This window comes from Maribacter forsetii DSM 18668 (genome assembly GCF_000744105.1).
Classification (GTDB): Bacteria; Bacteroidota; Bacteroidia; order Flavobacteriales; family Flavobacteriaceae; genus Maribacter; species Maribacter forsetii.
Window position 1 is genome coordinate 1,429,830 of sequence record NZ_JQLH01000001.1, and the last position, 24,125, is coordinate 1,453,954.

At 34.6% G+C, this 24,125-nt stretch carries 27 protein-coding genes; 12 read left to right on the forward strand and 15 right to left on the reverse strand.

Going from position 1 to position 24,125, the window contains the following annotated elements; all coding sequences use genetic code 11:
• Complete coding sequence (locus P177_RS06020; protein ID WP_036152936.1) at positions 1–900, reverse strand: ATP-grasp fold amidoligase family protein; 900 nt, start codon at positions 898–900, stop codon at positions 1–3.
• Between the two features lie 72 nt (positions 901–972).
• On the opposite strand from P177_RS06020, the gene P177_RS06025 reads away from it, so the two are divergent.
• Positions 973–1,791 (forward strand): glycosyltransferase family 2 protein, encoded by an 819-nt coding sequence (locus tag P177_RS06025; RefSeq protein WP_036152938.1) that lies wholly within the window; start codon positions 973–975, stop codon positions 1,789–1,791.
• Here the strand turns inward: P177_RS06025 and P177_RS06030 are convergent.
• Entirely contained in the window at positions 1,773–2,567 is a 795-nt protein-coding gene (locus tag P177_RS06030) for a glycosyltransferase family 2 protein (RefSeq protein ID WP_036152940.1), read from the reverse strand. The two genes, P177_RS06025 and P177_RS06030, sit on opposite strands and share 19 nt — an antisense overlap.
• Positions 2,568–2,813: 246 nt before the next feature.
• Complete coding sequence (locus P177_RS06035; protein ID WP_036152943.1) at positions 2,814–3,629, reverse strand: 2,3,4,5-tetrahydropyridine-2,6-dicarboxylate N-succinyltransferase; 816 nt, start codon at positions 3,627–3,629, stop codon at positions 2,814–2,816.
• Positions 3,630–3,728: 99 nt separating this feature from the next.
• Between P177_RS06035 and ruvX the strand changes: the two genes are divergently transcribed.
• From ruvX to P177_RS06050, 3 genes are all read left to right on the forward strand, one after another.
• Entirely contained in the window at positions 3,729–4,139 is a 411-nt protein-coding gene (gene ruvX, locus P177_RS06040; RefSeq protein WP_036152945.1) for a Holliday junction resolvase RuvX, read from the forward strand.
• Positions 4,140–4,730, forward strand: a complete 591-nt coding sequence (gene def / locus P177_RS06045) for a peptide deformylase (RefSeq protein WP_036152947.1) — start codon at positions 4,140–4,142, stop codon at positions 4,728–4,730.
• Between the two features lie 61 nt (positions 4,731–4,791).
• Complete coding sequence (locus tag P177_RS06050; protein WP_036152949.1) at positions 4,792–5,220, forward strand: DUF5606 family protein; 429 nt, start codon at positions 4,792–4,794, stop codon at positions 5,218–5,220.
• 72 nt (positions 5,221–5,292) lie between these two features.
• On the opposite strand, the gene P177_RS06055 is transcribed toward P177_RS06050, so the two are convergent.
• The 6 genes from P177_RS06055 to P177_RS20020 all read right to left on the reverse strand — a co-directional run bounded on the left by P177_RS06055 (position 5,293) and on the right by P177_RS20020 (position 11,185).
• Positions 5,293–6,906 (reverse strand): family 20 glycosylhydrolase, encoded by a 1,614-nt coding sequence (locus P177_RS06055; RefSeq protein WP_036152951.1) that lies wholly within the window; start codon positions 6,904–6,906, stop codon positions 5,293–5,295.
• A 9-nt stretch (positions 6,907–6,915) separates the two neighbouring features.
• On the reverse strand, positions 6,916–7,605 hold the full coding sequence (locus P177_RS06060) for a GDSL-type esterase/lipase family protein (RefSeq protein ID WP_245233009.1): 690 nt from the start codon (positions 7,603–7,605) through the stop codon (positions 6,916–6,918).
• Positions 7,606–7,611: 6 nt separating this feature from the next.
• Complete coding sequence (locus P177_RS06065) at positions 7,612–8,487, reverse strand: alpha/beta hydrolase (RefSeq protein ID WP_036152953.1); 876 nt, start codon at positions 8,485–8,487, stop codon at positions 7,612–7,614.
• Between the two features lie 10 nt (positions 8,488–8,497).
• Positions 8,498–9,259, reverse strand: a complete 762-nt coding sequence (locus P177_RS06070) for an MIP/aquaporin family protein (RefSeq protein ID WP_262493325.1) — start codon at positions 9,257–9,259, stop codon at positions 8,498–8,500.
• A gap of 180 nt (positions 9,260–9,439) precedes the next feature.
• Positions 9,440–10,342, reverse strand: a complete 903-nt coding sequence (locus P177_RS20015) for an SMP-30/gluconolactonase/LRE family protein (RefSeq protein WP_036152958.1) — start codon at positions 10,340–10,342, stop codon at positions 9,440–9,442.
• 9 nt (positions 10,343–10,351) lie between these two features.
• Positions 10,352–11,185, reverse strand: a complete 834-nt coding sequence (locus P177_RS20020; protein WP_036152961.1) for a sugar phosphate isomerase/epimerase family protein — start codon at positions 11,183–11,185, stop codon at positions 10,352–10,354.
• Positions 11,186–11,353: 168 nt separating this feature from the next.
• Here P177_RS20020 and mazG point away from each other — a divergent pair, with 168 nt between their 5' ends.
• Positions 11,354–12,130: a nucleoside triphosphate pyrophosphohydrolase gene (gene mazG, locus P177_RS06085; RefSeq protein ID WP_036152964.1), complete on the forward strand. Its 777-nt coding sequence runs from the start codon at positions 11,354–11,356 to the stop codon at positions 12,128–12,130.
• 8 nt (positions 12,131–12,138) lie between these two features.
• Here mazG and P177_RS06090 read toward each other — a convergent pair whose 3' ends face one another.
• Complete coding sequence (locus P177_RS06090; RefSeq protein WP_036152965.1) at positions 12,139–12,540, reverse strand: response regulator; 402 nt, start codon at positions 12,538–12,540, stop codon at positions 12,139–12,141.
• A 348-nt stretch (positions 12,541–12,888) separates the two neighbouring features.
• Here P177_RS06090 and P177_RS06095 point away from each other — a divergent pair, with 348 nt between their 5' ends.
• The 4 genes from P177_RS06095 to P177_RS06110 are packed head-to-tail and all read left to right on the forward strand — an operon-like array spanning position 12,889 to position 16,768.
• Positions 12,889–14,256, forward strand: a complete 1,368-nt coding sequence (locus P177_RS06095) for an MATE family efflux transporter (protein WP_036152968.1) — start codon at positions 12,889–12,891, stop codon at positions 14,254–14,256.
• 54 nt (positions 14,257–14,310) lie between these two features.
• Positions 14,311–14,538 carry a hypothetical protein gene (locus tag P177_RS06100; protein WP_036152971.1) on the forward strand — a complete coding sequence of 76 codons (228 nt, stop codon included), beginning with the start codon at positions 14,311–14,313 and terminating at the stop codon, positions 14,536–14,538.
• Between the two features lie 5 nt (positions 14,539–14,543).
• Positions 14,544–15,113 carry a phosphatase PAP2 family protein gene (locus P177_RS06105; RefSeq protein ID WP_036152974.1) on the forward strand — a complete coding sequence of 190 codons (570 nt, stop codon included), beginning with the start codon at positions 14,544–14,546 and terminating at the stop codon, positions 15,111–15,113.
• Entirely contained in the window at positions 15,110–16,768 is a 1,659-nt protein-coding gene (locus P177_RS06110) for an ArnT family glycosyltransferase (RefSeq protein WP_036152976.1), read from the forward strand. Before P177_RS06105 ends, P177_RS06110 begins: the two co-directional genes overlap by 4 nt.
• A 5-nt stretch (positions 16,769–16,773) precedes the next feature.
• Here P177_RS06110 and P177_RS06115 read toward each other — a convergent pair whose 3' ends face one another.
• The 4 genes from P177_RS06115 to P177_RS06130 form a co-directional block, all read right to left on the reverse strand.
• Positions 16,774–17,664: a lysylphosphatidylglycerol synthase transmembrane domain-containing protein gene (locus P177_RS06115; protein ID WP_036152978.1), complete on the reverse strand. Its 891-nt coding sequence runs from the start codon at positions 17,662–17,664 to the stop codon at positions 16,774–16,776.
• A complete protein-coding gene (locus P177_RS06120) occupies positions 17,648–18,607 on the reverse strand; it encodes a glycosyltransferase family 2 protein (RefSeq protein WP_036152980.1) in 960 nt (319 codons plus the stop codon). Before P177_RS06120 ends, P177_RS06115 begins: the two co-directional genes overlap by 17 nt.
• Before the next feature lie 83 nt (positions 18,608–18,690).
• On the reverse strand, positions 18,691–19,680 hold the full coding sequence (gene meaB, locus P177_RS06125) for a methylmalonyl Co-A mutase-associated GTPase MeaB (RefSeq protein ID WP_084684639.1): 990 nt from the start codon (positions 19,678–19,680) through the stop codon (positions 18,691–18,693).
• An 84-nt stretch (positions 19,681–19,764) separates the two neighbouring features.
• A complete protein-coding gene (locus tag P177_RS06130; RefSeq protein ID WP_036157910.1) occupies positions 19,765–20,679 on the reverse strand; it encodes an aldose epimerase family protein in 915 nt (304 codons plus the stop codon).
• A gap of 104 nt (positions 20,680–20,783) precedes the next feature.
• Here P177_RS06130 and P177_RS06135 point away from each other — a divergent pair, with 104 nt between their 5' ends.
• Genes P177_RS06135 through P177_RS06145 form a run of 3 tightly spaced genes read left to right on the forward strand, consistent with a single transcriptional unit; the run spans position 20,784 to position 23,320 of the window.
• A complete protein-coding gene (locus P177_RS06135) occupies positions 20,784–21,329 on the forward strand; it encodes an RNA polymerase sigma factor (RefSeq protein ID WP_036152982.1) in 546 nt (181 codons plus the stop codon).
• Positions 21,313–21,897 carry a hypothetical protein gene (locus P177_RS06140; RefSeq protein ID WP_036152985.1) on the forward strand — a complete coding sequence of 195 codons (585 nt, stop codon included), beginning with the start codon at positions 21,313–21,315 and terminating at the stop codon, positions 21,895–21,897. The genes P177_RS06135 and P177_RS06140 overlap by 17 nt, the downstream gene beginning before the upstream one ends.
• A complete protein-coding gene (locus P177_RS06145; protein WP_036152987.1) occupies positions 21,869–23,320 on the forward strand; it encodes a hypothetical protein in 1,452 nt (483 codons plus the stop codon). Before P177_RS06140 ends, P177_RS06145 begins: the two co-directional genes overlap by 29 nt.
• Here the strand turns inward: P177_RS06145 and P177_RS06150 are convergent, their stop codons facing one another.
• Positions 23,321–24,055: a sugar-binding protein gene (locus P177_RS06150; RefSeq protein WP_036152989.1), complete on the reverse strand. Its 735-nt coding sequence runs from the start codon at positions 24,053–24,055 to the stop codon at positions 23,321–23,323.
• Positions 24,056–24,125 lie beyond the last annotated feature (70 nt).

Consider the following 24,125-nt stretch of genomic DNA (forward strand, 5'->3'; position numbering starts at 1 on the left):
TTAAAGGGTGGTAATAAATTTCTGACCTTCGGGAATTTTTGGAATGGTAATATAGTCTCCTATAATTTTATTGTATTCCTCAGGAATGAATTCTAATCTGCCATCTGCAGGGTAAAAGGTCATTTCTCCAAAAATAATTATACCATCTAAGTTGTAAAGGTCTACTCTAACAAAAGGGAATGTACCTGCTAATTTTTTAGCGACCTCTACCATTTCATTAAAATTCTTAGGTTTCTCGGTAGCACCTTCAATTGGCCCGATACTTTCGTGGGTAATGGGTAATTTGTTCCAGTTAATATCGTAATATGACCTTAAGTGTTTTGAACCACGGTCTATATCAACATGTAGAAATTTGGGTTCGCCATCAAAACAAAAAAACTTATAATCGTTTATATCTTTTTTACCTATTTCAGATAGGTATTTTTCAACTATAAATTTTGGTTTAATATCCTTGTACGCCCATTCAAGTCCTCCCCTTGTATATTGATCCTTTCTCAGCCATTTTTCTAATTTAAGCCTGGCTTTGGTTTTGTTCAATTTAGATTTATCATCTACGAGAATATTAAAGTGGTATCCATGTGTAGCTTTTAATACAAATTTTGGTGGTAGCACATCGTAATTTATCTCTTTTGGATAATCATAAACGGCAATCAATTCGTTTAAATACTTTTCTCCGACTTTTTCTTTTACATATGATCGAACGTCATATTTATCAACAAGTTGATGTAGAATAGGGACTCTGTAGTATACTTTTAACCACTGTATTTTTTGGTTAAAATCTTTTGGGTTATTTAAATCTAATTTCTTGCCAGAATAATATTCATAATATATTTTCATGTAAAATGGAGCAGGTAAGAATTTCATTTTCTTTAAAAGCCCATAAGTTATTTTTTTGATCATATATTATTAGCTGAATTATTTACAAATATATAGATAACACTTTTATATTTTTGCAGTAATTTGAAACCTAGCATGGAGATTCCTAAAATAAGTATCGTAGTAAGTACATATAATGCCGAAGAGTGGTTGAAGAAGGTACTTTGGGGCTTTGAGCAGCAAATATTCAAGGACTTTGAGGTTGTCATAGCTGATGATGGATCAAAGGCACCTACAAAAGAATTACTTGCAGAGATGGCAGAAAAGGTTCATTACCCAATTGTACATGTTTGGCAAGAAGATGATGGTTTTCAAAAATCTAGGATATTGAACAAGGCGGTTTCTGCTTGTAGGGCAGATTATATTATCATGACGGATGGTGATTGCATACCTCGTGAAGATTTTGTTCAGGTGCATTATATCAACAAAGAGCCAGGTTATTTTATTTCCGGTGGATATTACATGCTGCCAATGAACATATCCAAAATGATTACGCTAGATGATATAGAAAATCAACGTTGTTTTAATATTCAATGGTTAAAGGAAAAAGGAATACCGCAAACCTTTAAGAATAATAAGTTAACGGCACGTGGTATAATTTCTAAAGTATTAAATTGGATTACCCCAACCAACGCAAGTTGGAACGGACATAACTCTTCTGGGTGGAAAAAAGATATTGAAAATGTAAACGGGTTTGATGAGCGCATGCAATATGGCGGTCAAGATAGAGAGCTAGGAGAACGTTTATTCAATTTTGGACTAAAGTCTAAGCAGTTGCGATATAGTGCTGTTTGTGTGCATCTAGATCATAAAAGAGGGTACAAGACACCAGAGTCCATTGCAAAGAATGTGGGAATAAGAAATGCTACTAAAAAGGAAAAAAGTGTGTGGACGCACTATGGCATAACCAAATAATAAGCTAATTCATTTTTTTGTTCCAACCTTTTAAGTTCCTTGTAACGTTCTAAAACGCCCAATGAATTTAAATAGCAAATGGTAAAGCCTTTTTTGCCATCAAGTATACCAAGACGTAAGATGTAGTGGTTAAAAAACTTCCAGCCAGTCTTAACAACCATCATTGAATAACTGAACTTCTTTTCTTTGTAAAATGATTCAATAGCCTTTAAACGGCCATATTTCAACATTTTACCTTTATAGTCTTCATAGTTCTTGTAGCAGTAATGCGTCAATTTTTCTTTTAGAATACCAGATGTTCCATCAACATCCAATGTTTCATGAACAATCTTGCAATCGGAAAATACAGCTTTACTTTTTCTAAAAAGTCTGTAATTTTTATCAGTTTGCCATCCGCTGAAATTTAATTTTTCATTTTTAAACATGAATTGGCGGTAAAACCAAAATGCCGCTATTTCAGTATCACTAGATACTGTTTCTGTAATTTCATTTTGTAAAGCGTCAGAAACAATTTCATCGGCATCTAAAAATAAAACCCAATCGTTTTTAGCTTGTTTTAAGGCAAAAGATTTTTGAGCGGTAAAATTCTCAAACGGATTCTGAATGACTTTTACTTTAGGGTTACCTTTTAAATATTCATAGGTTCCGTCAGTACTAAAAGAATCAACCACAATAATTTCATCAGCAAAAGAAACAGACTCTATACACTTTTCAATGTAGCCAATTTCGTTGTACGTAATTACTAATGCGGTAAGTTGTTCTTTCTTGGTAATCATACAATCCAATTTGATAGGTTTGCTCTAATCGGAGCGAACAAAGTTATAACAAAAAAAGAATTAAAAAATTGTGTTAAGAAGTAAATTTCTTACATAATTGAAATCCAATGTTACAGCATGTTTCAGTTTATAAGAGTAGGTATTTTAGAATGGTTGCGTGTATTTTAAAAATATATAAAAAATCTTTTCATTACGTTTAATAGCTTGAAACGTAATGAAAAGACAAGTGTTTATTTAGAATGACTGTTAAACTGCAACATCATACTCTCTAAGTGCATCGTTCAATGATGTCTTTTTGTTTGTGCTTTCTTTTCTTTTTCCGATTATCAATGCACACGGCACTTGAAATTCACCAGCTGGGAATTTTTTAGTGTAACTACCAGGTATTACAACTGAACGTGCGGGTACAACACCTTTTGTTTCTACTGGGGTTTCTCCTGTAACGTCAATTATCTTTGTGCTCATTGTTAAAACAACGTTAGCGCCTAATACAGCTTCTTTTTCAACTCTAACACCTTCAACTACTATACAACGAGAACCAATAAAGGCACCGTCTTCTATTATAACTGGTGAAGCCTGTAATGGCTCTAGAACACCACCAATACCAACACCACCGCTTAAGTGTACGTTTTTACCAATTTGTGCACAGCTACCAACTGTTGCCCAAGTATCTACCATAGTGCCTTCATCAACATATGCACCAATATTTACATAACTTGGCATTAATATAGTACCTGCAGAAATATAGGCACCATGTCTTGCAACTGCATTTGGTACTACCCGAATTCCTTTTTCTTTATACCCTCTTTTCAACGGCATTTTATCGTGGTACTCAAAAATACCAGCTTCTAAGGTTTCCATTTTTTGAATAGGGAAATACATAACTACCGCTTTCTTCACCCATTCATTAATTTGCCATCCGTCTGCTGTTGGTTCTGCACATCTCAACTTTCCTAAATCTAAAAGGTTTACCACCTCTCTAATACTATCTTGGGTAGCAGACTCTTTTAAAAGGTCTCTATTTTCCCATGCTTTTTCTATTTGTGCTCTTAATTCTGTCATTTTCATAAAATTTCCTCAAATATAAGTTGAAGTACAGTAATTACCCGAGCGCAACAGCACATATAACAAATTATCCTTTATTTTTGCCAAAAATTAAGTTTGGGAAAAATTCTTGCAATTGATTATGGAGAAAAGCGTATTGGGCTTGCAGTAACCGATGATATGAAAATGATAGCATTTGGTTTAACTACGGTCAATACTCCAGAAATATTCACCTATTTATCTGACTATATACCTCGTGAAAATGTAGATACGATAGTAGTAGGTGAACCCAAGCAAATGGATAATACCGCTTCTGAATCTGAAGTACATATTGCACCATTTTTAGTAAAGTTGGCAGAGAAGTTCCCAACAATTCCTATTAAAAGGCATGATGAACGTTTTACATCTAAAATGGCTTTTCAGACTATGTTGGATAGCGGTTTAAAGAAGAAACAAAGAAAGAACAAGGCACTTATTGATGAAATCAGTGCAACTATTATTTTACAAGATTTTTTAAAAACAGTATAAATGATTTTACCCATTATTGCATACGGTGACCCCGTATTAAGGAAAGTAGCGGATGATATCGATAAAGATTATCCAAAGCTGAATGATTTGATTGCTAACATGTGGGAAACCATGTATAATGCTAGTGGTGTAGGTCTTGCTGCTCCACAAATAGGGCTGCCAATTCGTATATTTTTAGTGGATACTACACCTTTTTCAGGTGATGAGGATTTAACTGAAGATGAACAAAAACAGTTAGACGGATTTAAAAAAGTTTTTATCAATGCTACTATTGAAGAAGAAACTGGCGATGAATGGGCGTTTAATGAAGGTTGTCTTAGTATACCAGATGTACGTGAAGATGTTAGTAGAAAAAGTACTATAAAGATTTCTTATTTAGATGAGAATTTTATAGAGCACGAAGAAACATATGATGGTCTTTTGGCCCGTGTTATTCAACACGAGTATGACCATATAGAAGGGGTGTTGTTTACCGATAAATTATCTGCTTTAAAGAAGAGAATGTTGAAAGGTAGACTAACTAATATATCTAAAGGAAAGATTAACGCTGACTACCGTATGAAATTTCCTGCAATGAAAAAAGGACGTTAAAATGCCTTTATTATTAATAGAAAAGTGTAATATTTGTCCACTTAAAATTTTAAAATAGTTTATGGGGTTAGAGAAAATTTTATCCGTTGCGGGAAAACCAGGTTTGTATAAATTAATTACCCAAACCAGAACAGGTTTTGTAGCGGAGTCTTTGTTAGATGGAAAAAGAATAACAGTAAGCTTACGTAGTAGCGTAAGTGTATTGTCTGAAATAGCTATTTATACTCTTGAGGAAGAAGTGCCTTTAAGAGATGTATTCAAGAAAATACAAGAGAAAGAAAATGGTGGTAAAACATCTATTGGTCATAAAGAAGAGAAAATAAAACTAGAGGAATATTTTTTCGAAGTATTACCAAATTATGATGAAGATCGCGTTTATGTTAGTGATATCAAGAAAGTTATTCAATGGTATAATATTCTAACAGAAAATAAGATTACCGATTTTTCTAACGAAGAAGTTGCAAGTGAAGAAGCTTCTGAAGAAGAATAGCATTCAGTTTATAAAATAAAAAAATGCCTTAATCAATGATTAAGGCATTTTTTGTTGTTGGAATATTCTTAGTTAGTCTTTCTCAATCTTTTCATAAGTGTAATCACTTTTCTTCCAATCTATCAGTTTAGAAGGGTAATACTTTACATCCATTCTATCTAAAAACGGAGCTTGTTCTGCTAATCTTACTTTGTAATTTTCCCAGTCTCTATTTTCTTTGATACTCCAACTTAATTCAGAATACCCAATAATTCTTGGGAAAGCCAAATACTCAAGTTCATCAATATTACTAATGGTTTCAGACCAAAGAGGTGCTTCTACTCCTAATATATTTTCCATAGGTATGCCGTATTCTTCGGGTGTCCAAATGTAAGCAGTATCTACTGGTATATAAGCTGCCCAATGAAGTCCAAATTTAGATAGTGTATCGTATTCCATATCTAAATATGCTTTTTTCGCTGGGGACACTATGATCTGCATGCCTTTGTCTACCGATTTTTTAGCATTTACTTCACTGGCCCACCATTGAGAAATGGAAGTTGAATCTACATTTGCGATTGCAACTTCGTCCCAGCCGATCATTCGCTTTCCATGCTTTTGTACAATTTTTTCAACCTTATTAATGAAATAGATATAGTCTTTCTTTTTAGTAACGTGGCTCTCATCTCCACCAACATGAAAATAGGGGCCTGGTGTAATTGCAGATATTTCTCTTACCACATCGTCTATAAAAGTATAAACGGTGTCTTTATGAGTATCAAATGTGCTGAAACCAACGCGCATACCTTCATATAATTTTAGCGTTTTGCCATTACCGTTTAAGAACGGATAAGAAACAGATGCCGCATTGGTATGACCGGGCATATCGATCTCAGGGATAATGGTCATGTATCTTTCTGCTGCGTAACGTACAATTTCTTTGTAATCTTCTTGGGTGTAGAACCCACCAGCTTCTCCGCCAACTTCTGTGCTACCACCAATTTCTGTCAATTTGGGCCACGATTTTATTTCTATTCTCCAACCTTGGTCATCACTTAAATGTAAGTGCAGCACATTAATCTTATAATAGGATAATAGGTCAATATATTTTTTTACGTCATCCACACTAAAGAAATGTCTTGCAACATCTAACATTGAACCTCTATAGGCAAAATTAGGATTGTCAATAATTTTACCGGATGGTACTGGCCATATTTTCTGTAAGGCCAGGGTGTCGTTGCTTTCTAAGGGGACTAATTGCCTTAATGTTTGTATTCCCCTAAAAGCTCCTTCAGCGGTGTTAGAGTTGATGATAATAGAATCTTGGTTAATGTATAGCTGATAAGCCTCTGGTGATGCTAGATCCGTACTATCGCTTTGGTTGATATAAATAACTCGTTCTACGGTATTAGTGCCTTCACTATTTACCGGAATGGTCAGGTTTATTTTGTCTTTTAATTTATCGGCTAAAAATGCACCTACTTCTTCAAAACCAGTAGCGTTTTTAGAGGTGTAGATAGCTGTAAACTGATCTAAAGCAAAAGCGGAATTAGTAGGAATTGTTTTTAAAGGCTTTGGTATTAGGCTTGCTTTAGACAGGTCTGTCGTAGGCATTGCAATTCGTTCTTTCTTTTCTTCGGCACAAGCAATAAATAATAATGTTAAGCTTACAAAAAATAGACTTCGAATACAAAAGGTCTTCATCATGTTAATTAATTAGGGTTGGTTTACTAAATCTTTCATGGCTGTGTACCAAATATCATAACCTTTTTGGTTCATATGAAGTCCGTCTTCAATAAATATATCAGTTTTTAGTTTTCGCTTGTTCATCATAGGTTTCCAAATGTCTACGTAAAATAGGTTAGGATCGTTTTTTGCAAAACGATCCATTTTTCTATTTAACCTTTTATACTTTTTTCTGATTTTCCATCGGCTGATACTTGGTTTTGCCGATATTAAAATAACCTGTGTAGATGCATTTTTTGCTTTTATTCGACGGATGATCTCTGTGGTGGTATTAAGAACATCTACAGGACTTTTTTTAGCCCATAAGTCATTGTCACCTTCGTAGATAAATACTTTTTTAGGATTGTAGGATAATATTAATTCATCTATAAAAAACAACAGATCTGATGCTTGCGAACCTCCAAAACCACTATTTACAATTTGATGTTCAGGGAATTCTTCTTGTAATTTTCGCCATAACCGTACACTTGAACTACCGGTGAAAACAATGGTCTCTTTGCTAGAGTCCCAAATACTGTCATATTTAACGGTGATATCTTTTACCTCGTTTGTAAATACATTTTCCGTTTGGGCAAAATTTGATAGCGAAACTATCATTGCTAAAATGGTAAGTATTTCTATTTTTTTCAATCCATTTAAAAGAGGTGATATCTTAAACATATTTAATTATTTTTTAGCCGTTACGGTAAAACCTTCCGTCAACGCCCATTCGTAAAATCTTGCAATCCAATTGTCAGATGGCAGGTTTTGTGCTTTCATTCCAAAACCGTGTCCGCCTTTAGAGTACATGTGCATTCCTGTATTCTTCCCATTTGTTAACCAGGCGGAATATAAATCTGCACTTGGCTTTGCCAGTCCTAAAGGGTCATCAGATGCGCAAATCACTAACATTGGTGGCGCATCTTGGGGTACGGTATATTGGCCTATTACCGTCATCCAAGGATAAACCGGTACTATAAAGTTTGGTTTATTTGCTTCGGTATAGTTAAATGTCACGCCCATAGTTACCGCACCACCTGCAGAAAAGCCCATAAATCCAATTTTGTTGGGATCTAAATTCATTTTATTGGCATTTGTTCTTACGTAGGTAACGGCGGCTAGACCATCTGCGATGGAAAGTGGTAAAACGGGAGTAACCCTTTCTCCGATCTTCGCTGGGTTATTTACGCTTTCATCGGATATTTCTTGTATACCGTCAATGCCAGTAGGCACCAATCTATATTTTAGTACAAAAGCTGTGATACCTTGTTTGTTCAGCCATTTAGCAACAGCTCTACCTTCACTTTCAATGCTTAAGCCGTAAAGTCCGCCACCTGGTGCTACAATAACACTAGTTCCATTTGGTGTGTCTGCCTCAAAAACTTCTAGTCTTGGTACAGCAACATTGGTAATAACTTCATTTTCCCAAATGTCAGAGTAATATTCCCTTTCTGCTGTAGACCATTTTACAGTGGGACTTTCTTCATAAGGCAGGTCTACCGTTTTTTGGGCAAGTACATTCATAGATATAAAAATACAGGTAAGTAGTATAAAATGCTTCATTTTCTTTATTTTATTGCATGGTTTCGATAAACATGTATAATAGTGCAGCCAATACTCCGCCAATGATAGGACCAACAATTGGCACCCACGCATAGCCCCAGTTACTATTACCTTTATTTTTTATAGGAAGAATAGCATGTAATAAACGTGGACCAAAATCACGTGCAGGATTAATAGCGTAACCCGTAGGTCCGCCCAGACCAAAGCCAATTCCCATTACTAATAGTGCAACCGGTAAGGCGTCTAGGGATCCTAATGATACGGCACTGTCGCCCATACTGCCACCGGCAATGTAGAATACGCCAAAAACAAGTGCAAAGGCACCAATAATTTCGGTCATCAAGTTCCAAAACGGACTTTTAATTGCGGGTGAAGTAGAGAAGGTGGCTAAAATAGCATCGGTATCTTCTGTAGCTTCATATTGTTTTTTGTAATTAAGCCATACCAAAAAGTTACCCATCATGGCTCCTAAAATTTGTGCAACTATATAACCTGGTACCAATGTCCAAGTAAATTTTCCGGCCACGGCAAGCGCAACGGTCACGGCTGGGTTCAAATGAGCACCACTGGCATCGGCAGAAATAAATACCCCAATGAACACTGCAATACCCCAGGCGAGAGATATGCCCGTCCATCCGGCATCTGCACCTTTTGTTCCCTTTAAAACGATATTGGCAACAATGCCGTTTCCTATTAGAATTAACATTGCGGTTCCAATAAATTCAAAAATATACGTAATCATAGTTTGGTTGGATTTTAAGTCGTTTAAGATAATTAAAATCGAGGAATTATGAATATTTAAAAGTGTTTGTTGTGTTATTGATAATATAAGGTATGGAATTATATGAATACCAATGATTCATAGTTTTGTGTATCTCAGTAATAAAGAATAAAAGGCTAGGTTGATATGCTAAATTGAGTAACACTAAATGACAATTCTTCCAGTAATTATCTAATACCTAACTCCATGAACATTCATTTGTATAGTGTAGATTGATCCCATTGCGGTAATGAACAGAATATCTTGATTTACACCTCCAAAAGTAATATTAGCGGTCCAATCTTCATTTATTGGTATATGATGTACCTGTTCTCCTTTGGCATTGAATACGGTTACGCCTTTACCTGTAAGGTAAATGTTACCTTTATTGTCAATGGTCATGCCGTCAGAACCCATATTCGCAAACAATTTTCTATTGGTTAAAGAGCCATCTTTTTGAATGGAGTAGGAATAGGTTTTGTTATCTCCAATATCTGCAACGTATAGTGTTTTGCCATCTGATGTTCCAATGATGCCATTTGGTTGTTTAAATTCTGATGCAACTACAGCAACCTTTTTGGTATTAGGTGAAATGTAATAAACATTTTTATCCTCAATTTCTGCTTCGGTTCTAGACCAGTATTCTCTTTGATAGTAAGGATCGGTAAAGTAGATGCCTCCTTTTAAATCGACCCAAATGTCATTTGGACCGTTTAGTTTTTTGCCATCATAATTAGTAATCAGTGTATCTACTTTTCCGTTGGAATCAATTCTCCATAGTTCATTTTTTTCATCGGCAGCAGCCAATAAATTTCCATCCTTGTCAAAATAAAGTCCGTTTGCTCTACCAGAGGGTTCCTTGAACACACTTAGAGAGTTGTCAGCAGCGTTCCATTTAATTATTTTATCATTTGGTTGATCCGTAAAATAAACATTGCCTTCCTTGTCAGAAGCAGGACCCTCTGTAAAACTATATTCGTTAGAAACTTGAACTAATATTGCATCATCTTTTATTATAGGTGATTGTTGAGATTTACAAGAGATAATAAACATGCTTATTGTAATAGCGCTAAATAATGTATAGTTGGTTTTCATGAGGCTGGCTTATATATTCTTTAAATAATTTAAGTTGTGTTGCATACTCTTAAAAGGGGTGCTAGCATACTCCTCTTGTTCAATGTAAATGTGCTCAACACCTGATAACTCTTTTAATTCAAGCATTAACGGTACATCAAGCGCCCCTTTGCCAAATTCCGTACTTATTTTTTCATTCATATTCATATCCTTCAAATGCCATAAGGGAAATCTACCCGGGTATTTTTTGAAGTAGTGTAAAGGATCTTTTTCTGCAACCACGACCCAGCCCAAATCTAGCTCCATATATACCAGGTCTTTTTGTGTATTATCCATAAGTACATCATAAAGTACTTCCCCGTTTTCAGATTCAAATTCATATTCATGATTATGATAACCAAATTTTAGACCCCGTCTTTTACAAGCTTCGCCGGCAATATTAAACTGCTCTGCTACTTTTTTGTAATTATCCACTGTTTGCCCTTCAGATGGTAGCGATGAACAAATTAAATATTCTTGACCAGAGGCTACGGCGTCTTCCATGGTTTGTTCAAATTTATCATCTAAATGTACATGCCCACTGGTTAGTGACATACCTAAAGCTTTGCATGTTGTTGCCATTTCTTTAGGAGATAATCCGTAGTAATATCCTTTTGATGAACCAGCGCTTTCTATTTCCTTAAAACCTAAACTTGCAATTTGCTCTAAAGTTTTTTTTGGGTTTGCTAACATGCCATCTCTAAAAGAATAAAGTTGTACACCATAACCTGAGTTCTTAGTTCTTGCTAAACTTATTTGTGGCATGAAAAGCGTGGCGGCACTTACTAATCCAGCGTTTTTTAAAAAATCTCTACGTGTCTTCATTGTTGTTGTGTTGTTAGTTGTTGTATTTGAAAAAGATAATTTAAAATATGATGACTGCCTGAGTACGGCAAATTGTCAAATAATTTATATGTTTTTAAATGTACGAAAACAAAACAGGATTTTTAGCGAGACAATCTATGGTTATGTACTTTTGTGAAAAGCACATTCATGAATAGCAGAAAGGAACAATTAGAGGCAATAGATAGGTTGTTGACCATTATGGACGAGTTGCGAGAGCAGTGCCCGTGGGATAAAAAGCAGACCATGCAATCTTTAAGACATTTAACTATTGAAGAAACCTATGAATTAGGAGATGCTATTTTAGATAACGACCTCAATGAGGTAAAGATGGAGTTGGGAGATATGCTTTTACATATCATTTTTTATGCAAAAATAGGCTCTGAAACCAATGATTTTGATATTGCCGACGTTGCTAATGCCATTTGCGATAAACTTGTAAATAGGCATCCACATATTTATGGGGATGTTAAGGTAATAGATGCCGAAGACGTAAAACGAAACTGGGAACAGATTAAACTAAAAGAGGGCAAAAAAAGTGTATTGGAAGGAGTGCCCAAAAGTTTGCCTGCTTTGGTAAAGGCTAATAGAATACAAGATAAAGTGTCTGGTGTAGGCTTTGACTGGGAAGAGCCACAACAAGTTTTTGAAAAAGTACAAGAAGAACTTGGTGAGCTGCAAATAGAGGTTGAGGCAGGTAATAAGGAGAAGATCGAGGCCGAGTTTGGCGACGTGCTTTTCTCCATGATCAATTATGCTAGATTTTTAGGGGTAAATCCTGAAAATGCTTTAGAGCGCACCAATAAGAAATTTATAAAACGTTTTCAATACCTTGAAACTAAGGCAAAGGAAAAAGGTAAGGAAATGAATGATATGTCATTGGAGGAAATGGATGTGTACTGGAACGAAGCAAAAACTAAAGAGTAATCTTTTTATTACTTTAATTCTACCTTCATAATTCTTGCCAAATCTCTATGCTTAATAGGTTTTATAAAGTAATCTGTTATTTCATGGAATGTTTTTGCCTGGTCAACATCTTCGGCATTAATAGAAGAGGTTAACATGACTATATTAATTTTCTTATCGATTTTTGGGGCTACCATTTGAAAATCCTTTATAAAATCAAAACCATTTAAGATGGGCATATGAAGATCAAGAAATATAATATCTGGTAATTTATCTAAAGAATTGTAATTGTCTTGTATAAATTTCAATGGTTGAACTGAATCAGGAAATTCAATAACTTCTGTTACAGATAACTGATTGAGATACCTCTTCATTACATATTTAGATATATCGTCATCGTCGATAATCCAAACTATTGGATTTTGGTTCATAATTAATGTTAATTGGTGTGTTTGGGTATATAACGATATGGTAACGCATAATAGTATTTTTTTACTACTTAGTTTAAACGATTAGCTACTTTAATTATAAATTTAAGATTTAGAATCAGCTTTAAAATTAATATTAACCTATTGATTTTTAATGTATTATTTGTGTTTTAGTATCAGCAGTGGATGTCATGTTAAACTTAATTAATTGTTAAGTTTTACTCCGTTTCAGTCTAGTTTTTTAAAGCGTGTTCATCTTTAATATTTGTGTTCTATGTTGATTTTAACCTTATTATACAGAGTATAAATCGTTCAATTAACGGTACCTTTGACAAAATTTTTGTTTAGGTTTTGTTTAAAAATTACACTAAAGAATTTCGTTATAATGTTAAGCTCTCCGTTCCTGTTATATTAGGAATGTTGGGTCACACTTTTGTGCAGTTGGCTGATAATATTATGGTGGGGCAATTAGGCACCGCGGAATTGGCAGCGGTATCATTAGGGAATAGTTTTGTTTTTATAGCTATGTCTTTAGGTATTGGTTTTTCAACTGCAATTACACCTTTAGTGGCTGAAGCGGATGGAGCAGGGAATAAGGAAAATGCAAAAAGCGCATTAAAGCATGGTCTTGTTTTATGTACTGTTCTGGGGTTGACTCTATTTGGACTTATTTTACTGGCAAAGCCAATTATGTATGCCATGAAACAGCCTATAGAAGTTGTAGAATTGGCATTGCCCTATTTAGATCTAGTTGCTTTTTCATTAGTACCGTTAATCATATTTCAAGCATTTAAGCAGTTTTCTGAAGGGTTGTCACAGACCAAATACCCCATGTACGCTACTATTGTAGCTAATGTTATTAATATTGTCTTAAACTACCTTTTGATCTTCGGTAATTTCGGATTTCCAGAAATGGGTATTGTAGGTGCTGCCATTGGTACTTTGGTCTCTAGATTTTTTATGGTAATATACCTTTGGTTCATTTTAAAAACTAAAGAGAAGTTCAAGTATTACGTTACCGGTTTCAATTTTTCGAGAATTGAAAAAGCTGTAATGAAAAAGATTATTGAACTAGGTTTTCCTTCTTCATTACAAATGTTTTTTGAAGTTGGTATTTTTACCTCGGCAGTTTGGTTAAGTGGTGTTTTAGGTAAGAATGCGCAAGCTGCAAACCAAATTGCATTGAATTTAAGTAGTATGACCTTTATGTTTGGGATGGGGCTAGGGGTTACCGCCATGATCAGAGTGGGGAACCAAAAAGGATTGGCTAATTTTAAAGAATTAAGACGTATAGCGCAATCTATATTTTTGCTGACTTTTTTATTGGAAATAATTTTTGCAGCTTTATTCTTGATAGGTAGACATTGGTTTCCGTCCTTATATTTGGATATTGAAGATGTGGCTAATTTTGCCGATAATACAGAAGTATTGGTTATTGCAGCAGAATTGTTGTTAGTAGCCGCATTTTTTCAAATTTCTGACGGAGTACAAGTGGTTGTATTAGGTGCTTTACGTGGTTTACAAGATGTTAAAATACCTACTCTGATAACTTTTATTTCATATTGGCTTATCGGTTTTCCTGTTAGCTATTATTTATGCCTGCATACAGATTTAAAAAGCACTGGAATTTGGATTGGTTTGCTCACAGGGCTAACGGCATCGGCTATTATGTTGTATATTCGATTTAATTATTTAACTAAAAAACTAATTGCCGCATAAGGGTGTTTCTGTCATTGGCGGTAATGAATTTTCAATTTATAGATTACAATTTTTATGGAATTTCCAAAATTTTTATTGGGTGATAATACAGATTATCCTACTGCAATATTTGTAGTGCATACAGAGTTTCCAAGGTTTATTATCAACCTTGAAGATGATGAAGTTGAATGGCTAGAAGAATTTTCCAAGGAAGATGAAAAAGAATTGGAAGAAGAGGCAGAAAACTTAATAAAAGCGGCTACCGCTTTTTATGATCGTGAGGTATCTAGATACGAAGATTAACTATTATGCTTGAAGAGCTATTACAGTTAGACAAAGACTTTTTTTTATATCTCAACGGACTAGGTACTCCACAATGGGATAATTTTTTTCAATTCGTATCCAATAAATTTAGTGCCATACCACTGTATCTTTTTTTACTGATACTTTCAATTCAGAAATATGGTACTAAAAAGACATTGGTGCTCTTAGTTTCTGTTGCTTTAATGATAACTGTAACGGATCAATTAGGGAATTTTTTTAAGTACGGAGTTGCTCGATTAAGACCTTGTCATGATCCAGAAGTTGAACCCTATATGAGATTGGTGAAAAGTTACTGTGGTGGTAAATTTGGTTACTTTTCTGCGCATGCATCAAACTCCTTTGCGCTGGCTGTATTCTTTGGTAGTATTTTAAGATCTAAAATTAAATATATTGGCTTCTTTTTAGTGCTTTGGGCAGCATTGGTTGCCTATAGTCGGGTTTACATTGGGGTACACTTTCCACTAGATATAATTACTGGTGCGGTTATAGGCTCGTTATTCGGTTGGTTGTTTGTAAAGTTATTTATATTTGCACTTCGCAAATTCTCCCTATGATATCTAATCTAAGATACTGGTTTTTAATAGCTTTAATTTTTTTGGTATACGTTGCAGGTATGTTTGTGACGTTATTTGAAAATGATTCTGCACAGTTTTCAGTAATGGCCATGAGAATGGTTCAGGAAAATGATTTTTTTAGTCTTTTTAAAGGACCTGAAGAGTATTTGGATAAGCCGCATATGCACTACTGGTTGGCAGCCTTATCTTATAAAATATTCGGTATTCATGATTGGTCTTATCGTATTCCCGGAATACTAGCTACGTTATTGGCTGCATATAGTTGTTATGGATTGGGTAGTCTGCTTTATAACAAACATGTTGGTAAACTTTCTGCATTGATTTTTATGACCGCTCAAACCATTGTGTTGGGTGCAATAGACGTTCGTACCGATGCCGTACTAACGGGTTTCAGCATTTTAGCAATTTGGCAACTTGCAAAGTATATTGAAAAGGCTAGTGTGTCAGCAATTGTTATAGGAGCTTTTGCAGCTGGTATAGCATTTTCTACCAAAGGGCAGATTGCTCTTTTGGTTATAGGTCTGCCTATTTTATGTCATTTATTCTATACAGGAAAATGGCAAGCGTTTTTAAGTTGGAAAGTGCTATTGGCACTTTTGGTATTTGCAGTGACGATTACCCCTATGTTATATGCCTATTATTTGCAATTCGACTTACATCCGGAAAAGGTAATTCGTGGCAAGGACAATCGTAGTGGTATATTCTTTATTTTTTGGGAGCAAAGTTTTGAACGTTTAAGTGGTGAAGGTATGGGGAAAAATAGTAGCGATTACTTTTTCTTTTTTCATACATTTCTTTGGGTATTTCTGCCTTGGACAATATTGGGTATTGCCTCATTTTACACTAAAATACGGGCATTTATAAAACATAAATTTAAAAACGTTCAAGGTTCGGAATTCTTAACCGTTGGTGGTATTACATTAATATTCATAATCATCAGTTTTGCGCAATTTAAATTACCACATTATCTAAATATTACTATTCCTCTTTTTGCAATTATTACTGCAGCATATATTTATAATTTATATGCTAACAGCAAGTTACAAACTGTAAAGAAATTAATGTTTGGGCAATATTTTGTATTAAGTATTGTATTTATTGCTTCTGCCTTAATTTGCTTTTATGTCTTTAAATTAAATAGCGTTTTGGCTTACATCTGTTTGGCTGTTGCGGCAGTTATGGTGGTGTATTATGCTTTAAAGAGAGAAAGCGTATATGCAAAATTGTTAACGATATCAGTTTGTGCATCCTTACTTTTAAACGCTGTTTTAAATCTCCACTTTTATCCAAATCTGTTAGATTATCAAGGCGGGTCTTCAATGTCTAAAGTTATCGCTGAGAAAGATATTCCGGTAGAGCGTATTTACAAAGTAGGTAGTGATCATACATGGTCTTTAGATTTCTATAATCAATTTCCAGTTCAAATTACTACACCAGAAGTCTTAAAGAACAAAAAAGATGTTTGGGTATATGTGAACGATGATGAGATGGCTATGCTAGAGAAAAAGGGATTTGATTGGGATTCCCAACTTTCCGTAGATCAATTTAGAATTACACGTTTGCAAGGCAAATTTTTAAACCCTAATACCCGAAAGAAGGTGACACGTAAAATGCACCTACTGCATATTTACTAAAAGGGCTATTCTGTGGAGTCAGTAGTTATTTGCGCTAGTTCCAATTTAATAGTCTTAAAGTGGTAAATTACTCCGAATAGAGAAACTAAAGCGGTTATTAAAAAGAAAAGGACACTTACCCCAACCGATACATTTTGGTCTAACCCTAAAAACTGGGCTCCATAAAAAAAGGTTACTTCGCGACTTCCAATTCCTCCTAAAGTTAAGGGAACAACTGCTATAATCGATGAAATTAAAAATATAATAAGGTACGAAACCTGATTAGTTTCAATATTCAACGCTAATAATATAAACCAAATACTTACCAGTTGTGCTAATTGTACCAATGCGGATAGCGCTGTAGTTTTCCAAAAAATGGGAAGTACATAATTAAAGAACTTCTTGTTTAAGAACCAAAAGACGATTACTGACAAGGGTATGGCTGTAATAAACAACCAACGGTATCCATTTAATATTTCTAATTCAATAAAAGCAAGTAGGGTACAAGCGTAAATGAACAATAGTAACAACCCACCTAAACGATCTAATACCAGAACACTTACCATTCTTTTGGTTTTGACATCAAAGGTTTTCTTTAAAATGTAACCTTTGTAGGCATCGCCACCTATACCACCCGGCAAGAATAGGTTGTAGAACATACCCAATAAATACAACTTAAAATTGCTTTTATGAGTAAGCATAATAGTAAGTTGGTGAAAATAAAGATTAAGTCGAATAGCCCCAATGAACTTAGATAGTATGAAGAATATGGCTGCTAATATCAAGTAAAACGGATTACTGGTAATCAGTATGTCTTTTATCTCACTTACATTTATTTTTGTAAAAATGAAGTAAATTAAAACGGCACTGATCAGTACTTTTAATCCGGTGGTTACTTTCTTATTTAACTTCGCCACCTACACTTACTTTTTTAATGCGGTAAGGTCTTTTGTTCTGAGACTCATAATAAGTACGTATTAATAATTCCATTACAATACCAATTGTAAATAATTGAATACCTGCAAAAATAAACATCATACCAACCGTTAATAAAGGTCTTGTGCCAATATCTTCGCCAAAACCAAACTTCACTATCATTAGGTATATGTTGATAAAAATACCTACAAGGATCATTAAAGAGCCGGAAATACCGAATAGGTGAATTGGGCGTTGAAAGTATTTGCGAATAAAAAGTAATAGCATCATATCTGCAACTACTTTAAAGACACGTTCCAATCCGTATTTAGAAACCCCAGCATGGCGTGCATGGTGTTTTACAGGAACTTGCTTTATTTGTCCGCCTTCTAGAAATGCCAAAAGTGTTATAAATCGGTGCATTTCTCCATATAGATTTAAATCTTTGGCAATATCTTTTGTAAAAACCTTTAATGCACACCCATTATCTTTAATATCTAATTTAGTAACACGACGTACCAAAAAATTAGCGATTTTAGAAGGTATTTTTTTTACAAGGGAATCTTTTCGCTTTTGACGAATACCGGTTACAACATCATACTCACCGCTAACGGCATAGGTCAACATTTGTGGAATATCGGACGGGTCGTTCTGTAAATCGCCATCCATGGTAATAATATATTCTCCTTCAGCATAATCTAGACCTGCTGCCAAGGCTAAACTCTGACCGTAATTTTTCTTCAACTCAATTAGATGGACCTTTTCATCTTTAAGACCTTTGACTACTTTTTTGGTTTTGTCGGTCGAGAAATCATCGATATAAATAATTTGATAGTCGTAGCCAACCAAGCTTTCGTGGATCTTTTGTGTTAAAAGAGCCGCATTGTCTTGTTCGTTATATAAAGGAACAACTACCGAAAGAAGGGAAGTGGTAACAGGTTGCATTGAGTTGTTTTTTAAATCGCTGCAAAGTTATGTTTTTTATCCTTAAGATAATCTACATATACAGTAGTATCATTTTAAAGCGTTTACTGCTCTTTTAAAGCCTTCAACAGCTTTTCTGCAGCTAAAAAAGGAGAGGTATTACCGCTAATAACTTCCTTTTTTAATTGTGGTAACATATCTTTAGTTTTTGGATGATGGTAGAATTCAGACAATAGCTCCTGTTCTAAGTATTGAATCAACCAATTTTCATTTTGTTGTTGTCTGTTGGTAGTAAAGAATCCGGATGATTGCATGTTTTTGCAATAGTTATCAATCAATTCCCAAACCTCATTTAATCCTCTGTTTTCTAAGGCAGAACAGGTTAGGACTTCTGGTGTCCAACCATTTTCTTTGGGCGGAAACATATGTAATGCCCGTGCAAATTCCATTTTGGCAAGCTTTGTACGTTGAATATTATCACCGTCCGCTTTTGTGATAACAATGGCATCTGCCATTTCAATGATACCTCTTTTTATACCTTGTAATTCATCTCCCGCACCCGCCAATTTTAGCAATAAAAAGAAATCTACCATATCGTGAACAGCAGTTTCACTTTGCCCCACACCAATAGTTTCAATTAAAATGCAATTGAAACCTGCTGCTTCTAGAATAACAATGCTCTCTCTTGTTTTACGGGTAACACCACCTAATGAAGAACCAGATGCTGATGGTCTTATGTATGCATTTGGGTTTTTAACCAATTCTTCCATACGGGTCTTATCGCCCAGAATACTACCTTTTGTTCTACTGCTAGAAGGGTCTACGGTTAGTACGGCAACCTTTTTTCCAAGTTTGGTAAGCATACCGCCAAATAGTTCTATAAATGTGCTTTTACCAGCCCCTGGGACTCCTGTAATGCCAATTCTAATAGATTCCTGTTTCTTTGAAATACAACCTGATATGATCTCATTAGCAATAATACGATGCTCTGGTTTTGTACTTTCTACAATGGTAATAGCCTTACTTACTATGGCAACATTATTTGCAAAGATGCCTTCAAGAAATTCTGATGTGGTAAGATTGGCTAAATTCATGATAATTACTTAAATCGATTTAAGTGATATAAAAATACTATTTGTGGATAGGAACAATAAATTTAGCAGTATTTCATGCTATAATTAGCTTTTAGAATCAATATCGAATTTAAAGATAGATATGTTATTATAGATATCTCCAGGTCTTAAAACACTTTTTGGAAAATCTGGTTGATTGGGAGCATCTGGGTAATTCTGTGCCTCAAAACAAATACTGGGAAAATCTGGCGGAGTGTACACCACCAATGCTGGTTGATTGGTATATACTTTCATGTTAATACCAGATGTCTTTGAGTGTAATTCCGCAACTTTTTCATTGCCAATATCCTTAATGTAAATGGTATCGAATCTTTGTAATCCTATTTTTTTAGGCAAAAGAAAATCGAATTCTGTTTTACGAACCGGTATGATATCTCCTGTGGGTAACAGGTTATCTTTAGTTTCTAATCGGTACGGACAATTTAATTGCAAATCATACTCATCTATATACGGATTGTCATCTAATTTAAAATAGGCATGGTTAGTAAGGTTAATGACCGTACTTCTATCTGTCATTCCCTCATAAATTACCTGCAGAGCGTTGTTCATTAATTTATAAGTAACACTTACGGTTAAATTCCCAGGGTATCCTTCTTCTAAATGCTTACTGGTATAGCTTAGTTTTACAAAAGGTTTGTCACTATTATCTACCTCATCAATAGTCCAGTATTTTTGATGAAATCCTTCTTTACCACCATGTAAATGCACCCCGTCTTCTTGGTACAAATGATATCTTTCTCGATCTAAAACAAATCCGCCTTCAGATATTCTACCTGCGTAACGTCCTATACTTGCACCTAAAGCATTGTCATCTAATCTATATCTACTTGGGTGGTTGTACCCAACAACGACATTGGTATATTCACCATCTTCACCTTTTACAAGTAATTTTTGAATGGTAGCGCCATAATCAAGCACCATAAGGGTTAAATAGGCATTGGAAATTGTAACTTGTTTCAAAGGCAAAATTTAATAGTGTAGTGTAAAAATAAAAATTTTTGCAACATTCTAATTTTTATGTCGTCCTTATTATAACAACAAACTAAAACCAATCAATTTAACCGATGTTTCAAAGCAATGTCGTAGAGAAATGTAAAGCAAACGACCGGGCTGCCCAGTTGCAGTTGTATAGGAAGTATTGCGACGGAATGTACATTGTTGCAATGCGGTTTGTGAAAAATGCAGATGATGCCGAAGACATTTTACAAGAATCTTTTATAAAGGCATTTGAAAAACTTCATCAATTTAAAGGTGATGTCACTTTTGGAGCTTGGTTAAAAAGGATAGTGGTGAATAAGAGTATCGATTTTCTGAAATCTAAAAAAGATAAAGAGGTTTCTTTAGATGATAGTTATATGCAGGTTGTTGCAGAAAATGATAATTGGAATGTACCGGCAACAATTACAATAGAACAAGTAAGATCTGCTATTAATGAATTACAGGATAAATATAAATATGTGGTACTCATGTTTTTAGTAGAAGGGTATGATCACCAAGAAATTGCTGAGGTATTAGATATTTCTGCATCTGCCTGTAGGACTAGATTGTCCAGAGGAAAAGGACATTTAAAAGAACTATTAAAAGGAAAAAAATATGGAACAGGATCTTAGGGAAATGTTCAAAAAAGATAGGAAAAAGCAAAAGCATACCATTAAAAATGGTCATGAAGAACGCTTTTTAAAAAAACTGGAAGAAGCCATGCCAGTAGAACGTAAACCCGTGGGAGGTTGGTTTAAGATTGCAGCTTCTGTAGCGGTAATCATGTGTTTGGGAATTGGGTTCCTATACTTTACTAATAACGAAGATAATACACAAACTGTGGTTGATGCCGACACTATTGAGGAAAAGAAATCTGAATTTACTTTCGGTGATCTTTCACCAGATTTAAAAAAGGTGGAGAATTATTACGTTGCCCATATAAATATGGAATTGGCAAAGCTAGAAGTATCACCAGACACCAAAGAGTTGGTAGACAGTTTTATGGAGCAGCTTAATAATTTAAATATGGAATATAAGACGTTGAATACAGAGTTAAAAGAATTAGGACCTAATGATCAAACCATTACGGCACTGATAGAGAATTTACAATTGCGATTACAATTATTACAGAAATTAAAAAGAAAGTTAAACGAATTAAAATTATCAAAAAATGAACAGATCATGGACAACAGTATCTAAGCAACTCATCATTGCATTAGGTCTATTAACTTCTACGTCGTTTTTGGCGCAAGAAGAAAGTAAAACATTTCAAGAACGATTTATTGTGGCAGAAGATGCTGTAGTAAATATCAATACCAGCTATGCCGATATTGAATTTGAAACTTGGGATAAGAATGAGGTGGCCATTTCGGCCACTATCACCCTAGAAGGTGCAACTAAAGAGGAAGCTGAAAACTACTTTGAAAATAGCCCTATTGAAATATTAGGCAATAGTAAGGAAATTAAGATTTCTTCTAAGTCAAAGAATAACGACTTCTTTGCCAGTTTTGATTCAGATCACATTTTTGATCATGGCGGTATGCGCATAGAGGTTCCGGAGATTGCATCATTTGTGGTAACTGTTCCAGAGATAGCACCTTTTCCAGAAATGCCACCGCTGCCATTAACGGATGCCTTTACATTTGATTATGAAGCATATCAAAAAGATGGTGATAACTACATGAAAAAATGGCAAAAGAATTTTGAAAAGAGTTTTGATAAAAAACATCAAAAGCGATTAGAAGAATGGGCGGAGCGTATGGAGGAATATGCAAATAACGGAGAAAAAAAAATTGAGAGGCTTATTGAACAGCGAGCTGAATTAGTAGAGAAGAAATCCGAATTACTTGAAAAACGGCATGAAGATTTACAACATCGATTAGAAGAGTTGGAAGAGAAACGTGCTCATGCAGAGAAAAAAAAAGATGAGCTTCGGTCTTTTATTAGTACTTCTAGAGTAAACGGAGCAGATGTATCGAATATATTTTATTACGCTAACGAAGGCGAACAAAAGAATTTTAAGATTAAGAAAACCATTAAAATTAGCTTACCAAAATCCACTAGAATTAAGATGGATGTACGCCATGGCGAGGTTAAATTAGCTGAAAACACCAAAAACTTGAATGCGAACCTTTCGCATTCAAGCCTTTGGGCAGTTACAATTGATGGAGAAGAAACGACTGTTTCTGCAGCATATACACCCGTAAGTGTTCAAAAATGGAACTATGGGCAGTTAAGTACTTCGTACTCGGAAGAAATTTCATTGTCAGAAGTAGTTCAATTACAATTGCAGGCAACATCATCTGATGTTACTATAGAAAAATTGTTCAACAGAGCATTTATAAAAAACGATTTTGGTGCTGTACACGTTCTTGAATTGGGTAACGATTTTAAAGAGTTGGATGTTAGTGTGAAAAATGGAGAGTTGAATGTGACCGTACCAAAAGTAGCTACCAATATTTATGTAAAAGGCAATTCTTCAACATTAAAAATGCCAGAAGGTTTACAGATGATAGAAACTAAAAATGGAAACACAACTATTTATAAGGGACATCATTTAAATAATAATAGTAATAAATCTATTATAATAACATCAGATTATAGCGAAGTTGTACTGCAGTAGTTATTTTACCAATTGTAGAGTGCCAAAAATATTTGCATCTATCCACCCCATATTTTTATTTTCTCCTGCTACAAATACGGATCCTATAAGATTCTCACGCTCTTCGCTACTATCGTTATCTGCATAAGCTAGGGCAAAACCAATTTTCTTATTTTCTTTAAGCACAACCGGCTTTATGTTAGGCTCATCATTATAGATGCCAGGATAGACCTTTACAAACATTTCCCAATAGGTAGTATTACCCTCTGTTAAGTGTTTAGAAGTAATATGATTATTATACAAAGTAGGTTTTTCATCCACGCCTAAATCCACAACATTACCATCTAAGGCTACATGGTAGGTAAATGCATTATGATTAAATCTATGCTGACCTCCAGAGTTATCTTCATCTACGTAAACAATAACACAGTCATCGTTCCACCAAAGTGTTAATGGGTCTTCCGTTTTGTCTAAAATGGTATCATCAACGATTTCCAATAAAATATAGAGTCCGTCTTCGTTCCATGCAATCTTATATCTACCGTTGTAATCGTCATGGTCAAAAGGACCGCCAATCCAATTTTGATCTATGGGTTTCCAATCCAATAAATTCCAATAGTTTTCTATAGCTCTACCATCTAGGGTAGGAGAATCATTAATATAAGAGACCGGCGTTATTTGAGAATTTTTCTTACTATTCCCCTCTGTACAAGACGCTAGGCCTAAAAGAAGTAAAAGATAAATAGTCCATTTCATAATAAATAGTTGGTATCTATGATGTAAACACACTATTTTCTTAAATATTGTAAGATTAATAGTACTTCGT

Coding starts and splice junctions, on each gene's coding strand:
- def (WP_036152947.1), top strand. CDS start 4,140: ATGATTTTACCCATTATTGCATACGGTGACCCCGTATTAAGGAAAGTA.
- P177_RS06090 (WP_036152965.1), bottom strand. CDS start 12,540: ATGAACCAAAATCCAATAGTTTGGATTATCGACGATGACGATATATCT.
- P177_RS06150 (WP_036152989.1), bottom strand. CDS start 24,055: ATGAAATGGACTATTTATCTTTTACTTCTTTTAGGCCTAGCGTCTTGT.
- P177_RS06100 (WP_036152971.1), top strand. CDS start 14,311: ATGGAATTTCCAAAATTTTTATTGGGTGATAATACAGATTATCCTACT.
- meaB (WP_084684639.1), bottom strand. CDS start 19,680: ATGAATTTAGCCAATCTTACCACATCAGAATTTCTTGAAGGCATCTTT.
- P177_RS06110 (WP_036152976.1), top strand. CDS start 15,110: ATGATATCTAATCTAAGATACTGGTTTTTAATAGCTTTAATTTTTTTG.
- P177_RS06035 (WP_036152943.1), bottom strand. CDS start 3,629: ATGACAGAATTAAGAGCACAAATAGAAAAAGCATGGGAAAATAGAGAC.
- mazG (WP_036152964.1), top strand. CDS start 11,354: ATGAATAGCAGAAAGGAACAATTAGAGGCAATAGATAGGTTGTTGACC.
- P177_RS06020 (WP_036152936.1), bottom strand. CDS start 900: ATGATCAAAAAAATAACTTATGGGCTTTTAAAGAAAATGAAATTCTTA.
- P177_RS06065 (WP_036152953.1), bottom strand. CDS start 8,487: ATGAAGCATTTTATACTACTTACCTGTATTTTTATATCTATGAATGTA.
- P177_RS20015 (WP_036152958.1), bottom strand. CDS start 10,342: ATGAAAACCAACTATACATTATTTAGCGCTATTACAATAAGCATGTTT.
- P177_RS06105 (WP_036152974.1), top strand. CDS start 14,544: ATGCTTGAAGAGCTATTACAGTTAGACAAAGACTTTTTTTTATATCTC.
- P177_RS06145 (WP_036152987.1), top strand. CDS start 21,869: ATGAACAGATCATGGACAACAGTATCTAAGCAACTCATCATTGCATTA.
- P177_RS20020 (WP_036152961.1), bottom strand. CDS start 11,185: ATGAAGACACGTAGAGATTTTTTAAAAAACGCTGGATTAGTAAGTGCC.
- P177_RS06060 (WP_245233009.1), bottom strand. CDS start 7,605: ATGTTTAAGATATCACCTCTTTTAAATGGATTGAAAAAAATAGAAATA.
- P177_RS06140 (WP_036152985.1), top strand. CDS start 21,313: ATGGAACAGGATCTTAGGGAAATGTTCAAAAAAGATAGGAAAAAGCAA.
- P177_RS06050 (WP_036152949.1), top strand. CDS start 4,792: ATGGGGTTAGAGAAAATTTTATCCGTTGCGGGAAAACCAGGTTTGTAT.
- P177_RS06135 (WP_036152982.1), top strand. CDS start 20,784: ATGTTTCAAAGCAATGTCGTAGAGAAATGTAAAGCAAACGACCGGGCT.
- P177_RS06120 (WP_036152980.1), bottom strand. CDS start 18,607: ATGCAACCTGTTACCACTTCCCTTCTTTCGGTAGTTGTTCCTTTATAT.
- P177_RS06025 (WP_036152938.1), top strand. CDS start 973: ATGGAGATTCCTAAAATAAGTATCGTAGTAAGTACATATAATGCCGAA.
- P177_RS06055 (WP_036152951.1), bottom strand. CDS start 6,906: ATGATGAAGACCTTTTGTATTCGAAGTCTATTTTTTGTAAGCTTAACA.
- P177_RS06030 (WP_036152940.1), bottom strand. CDS start 2,567: ATGATTACCAAGAAAGAACAACTTACCGCATTAGTAATTACGTACAAC.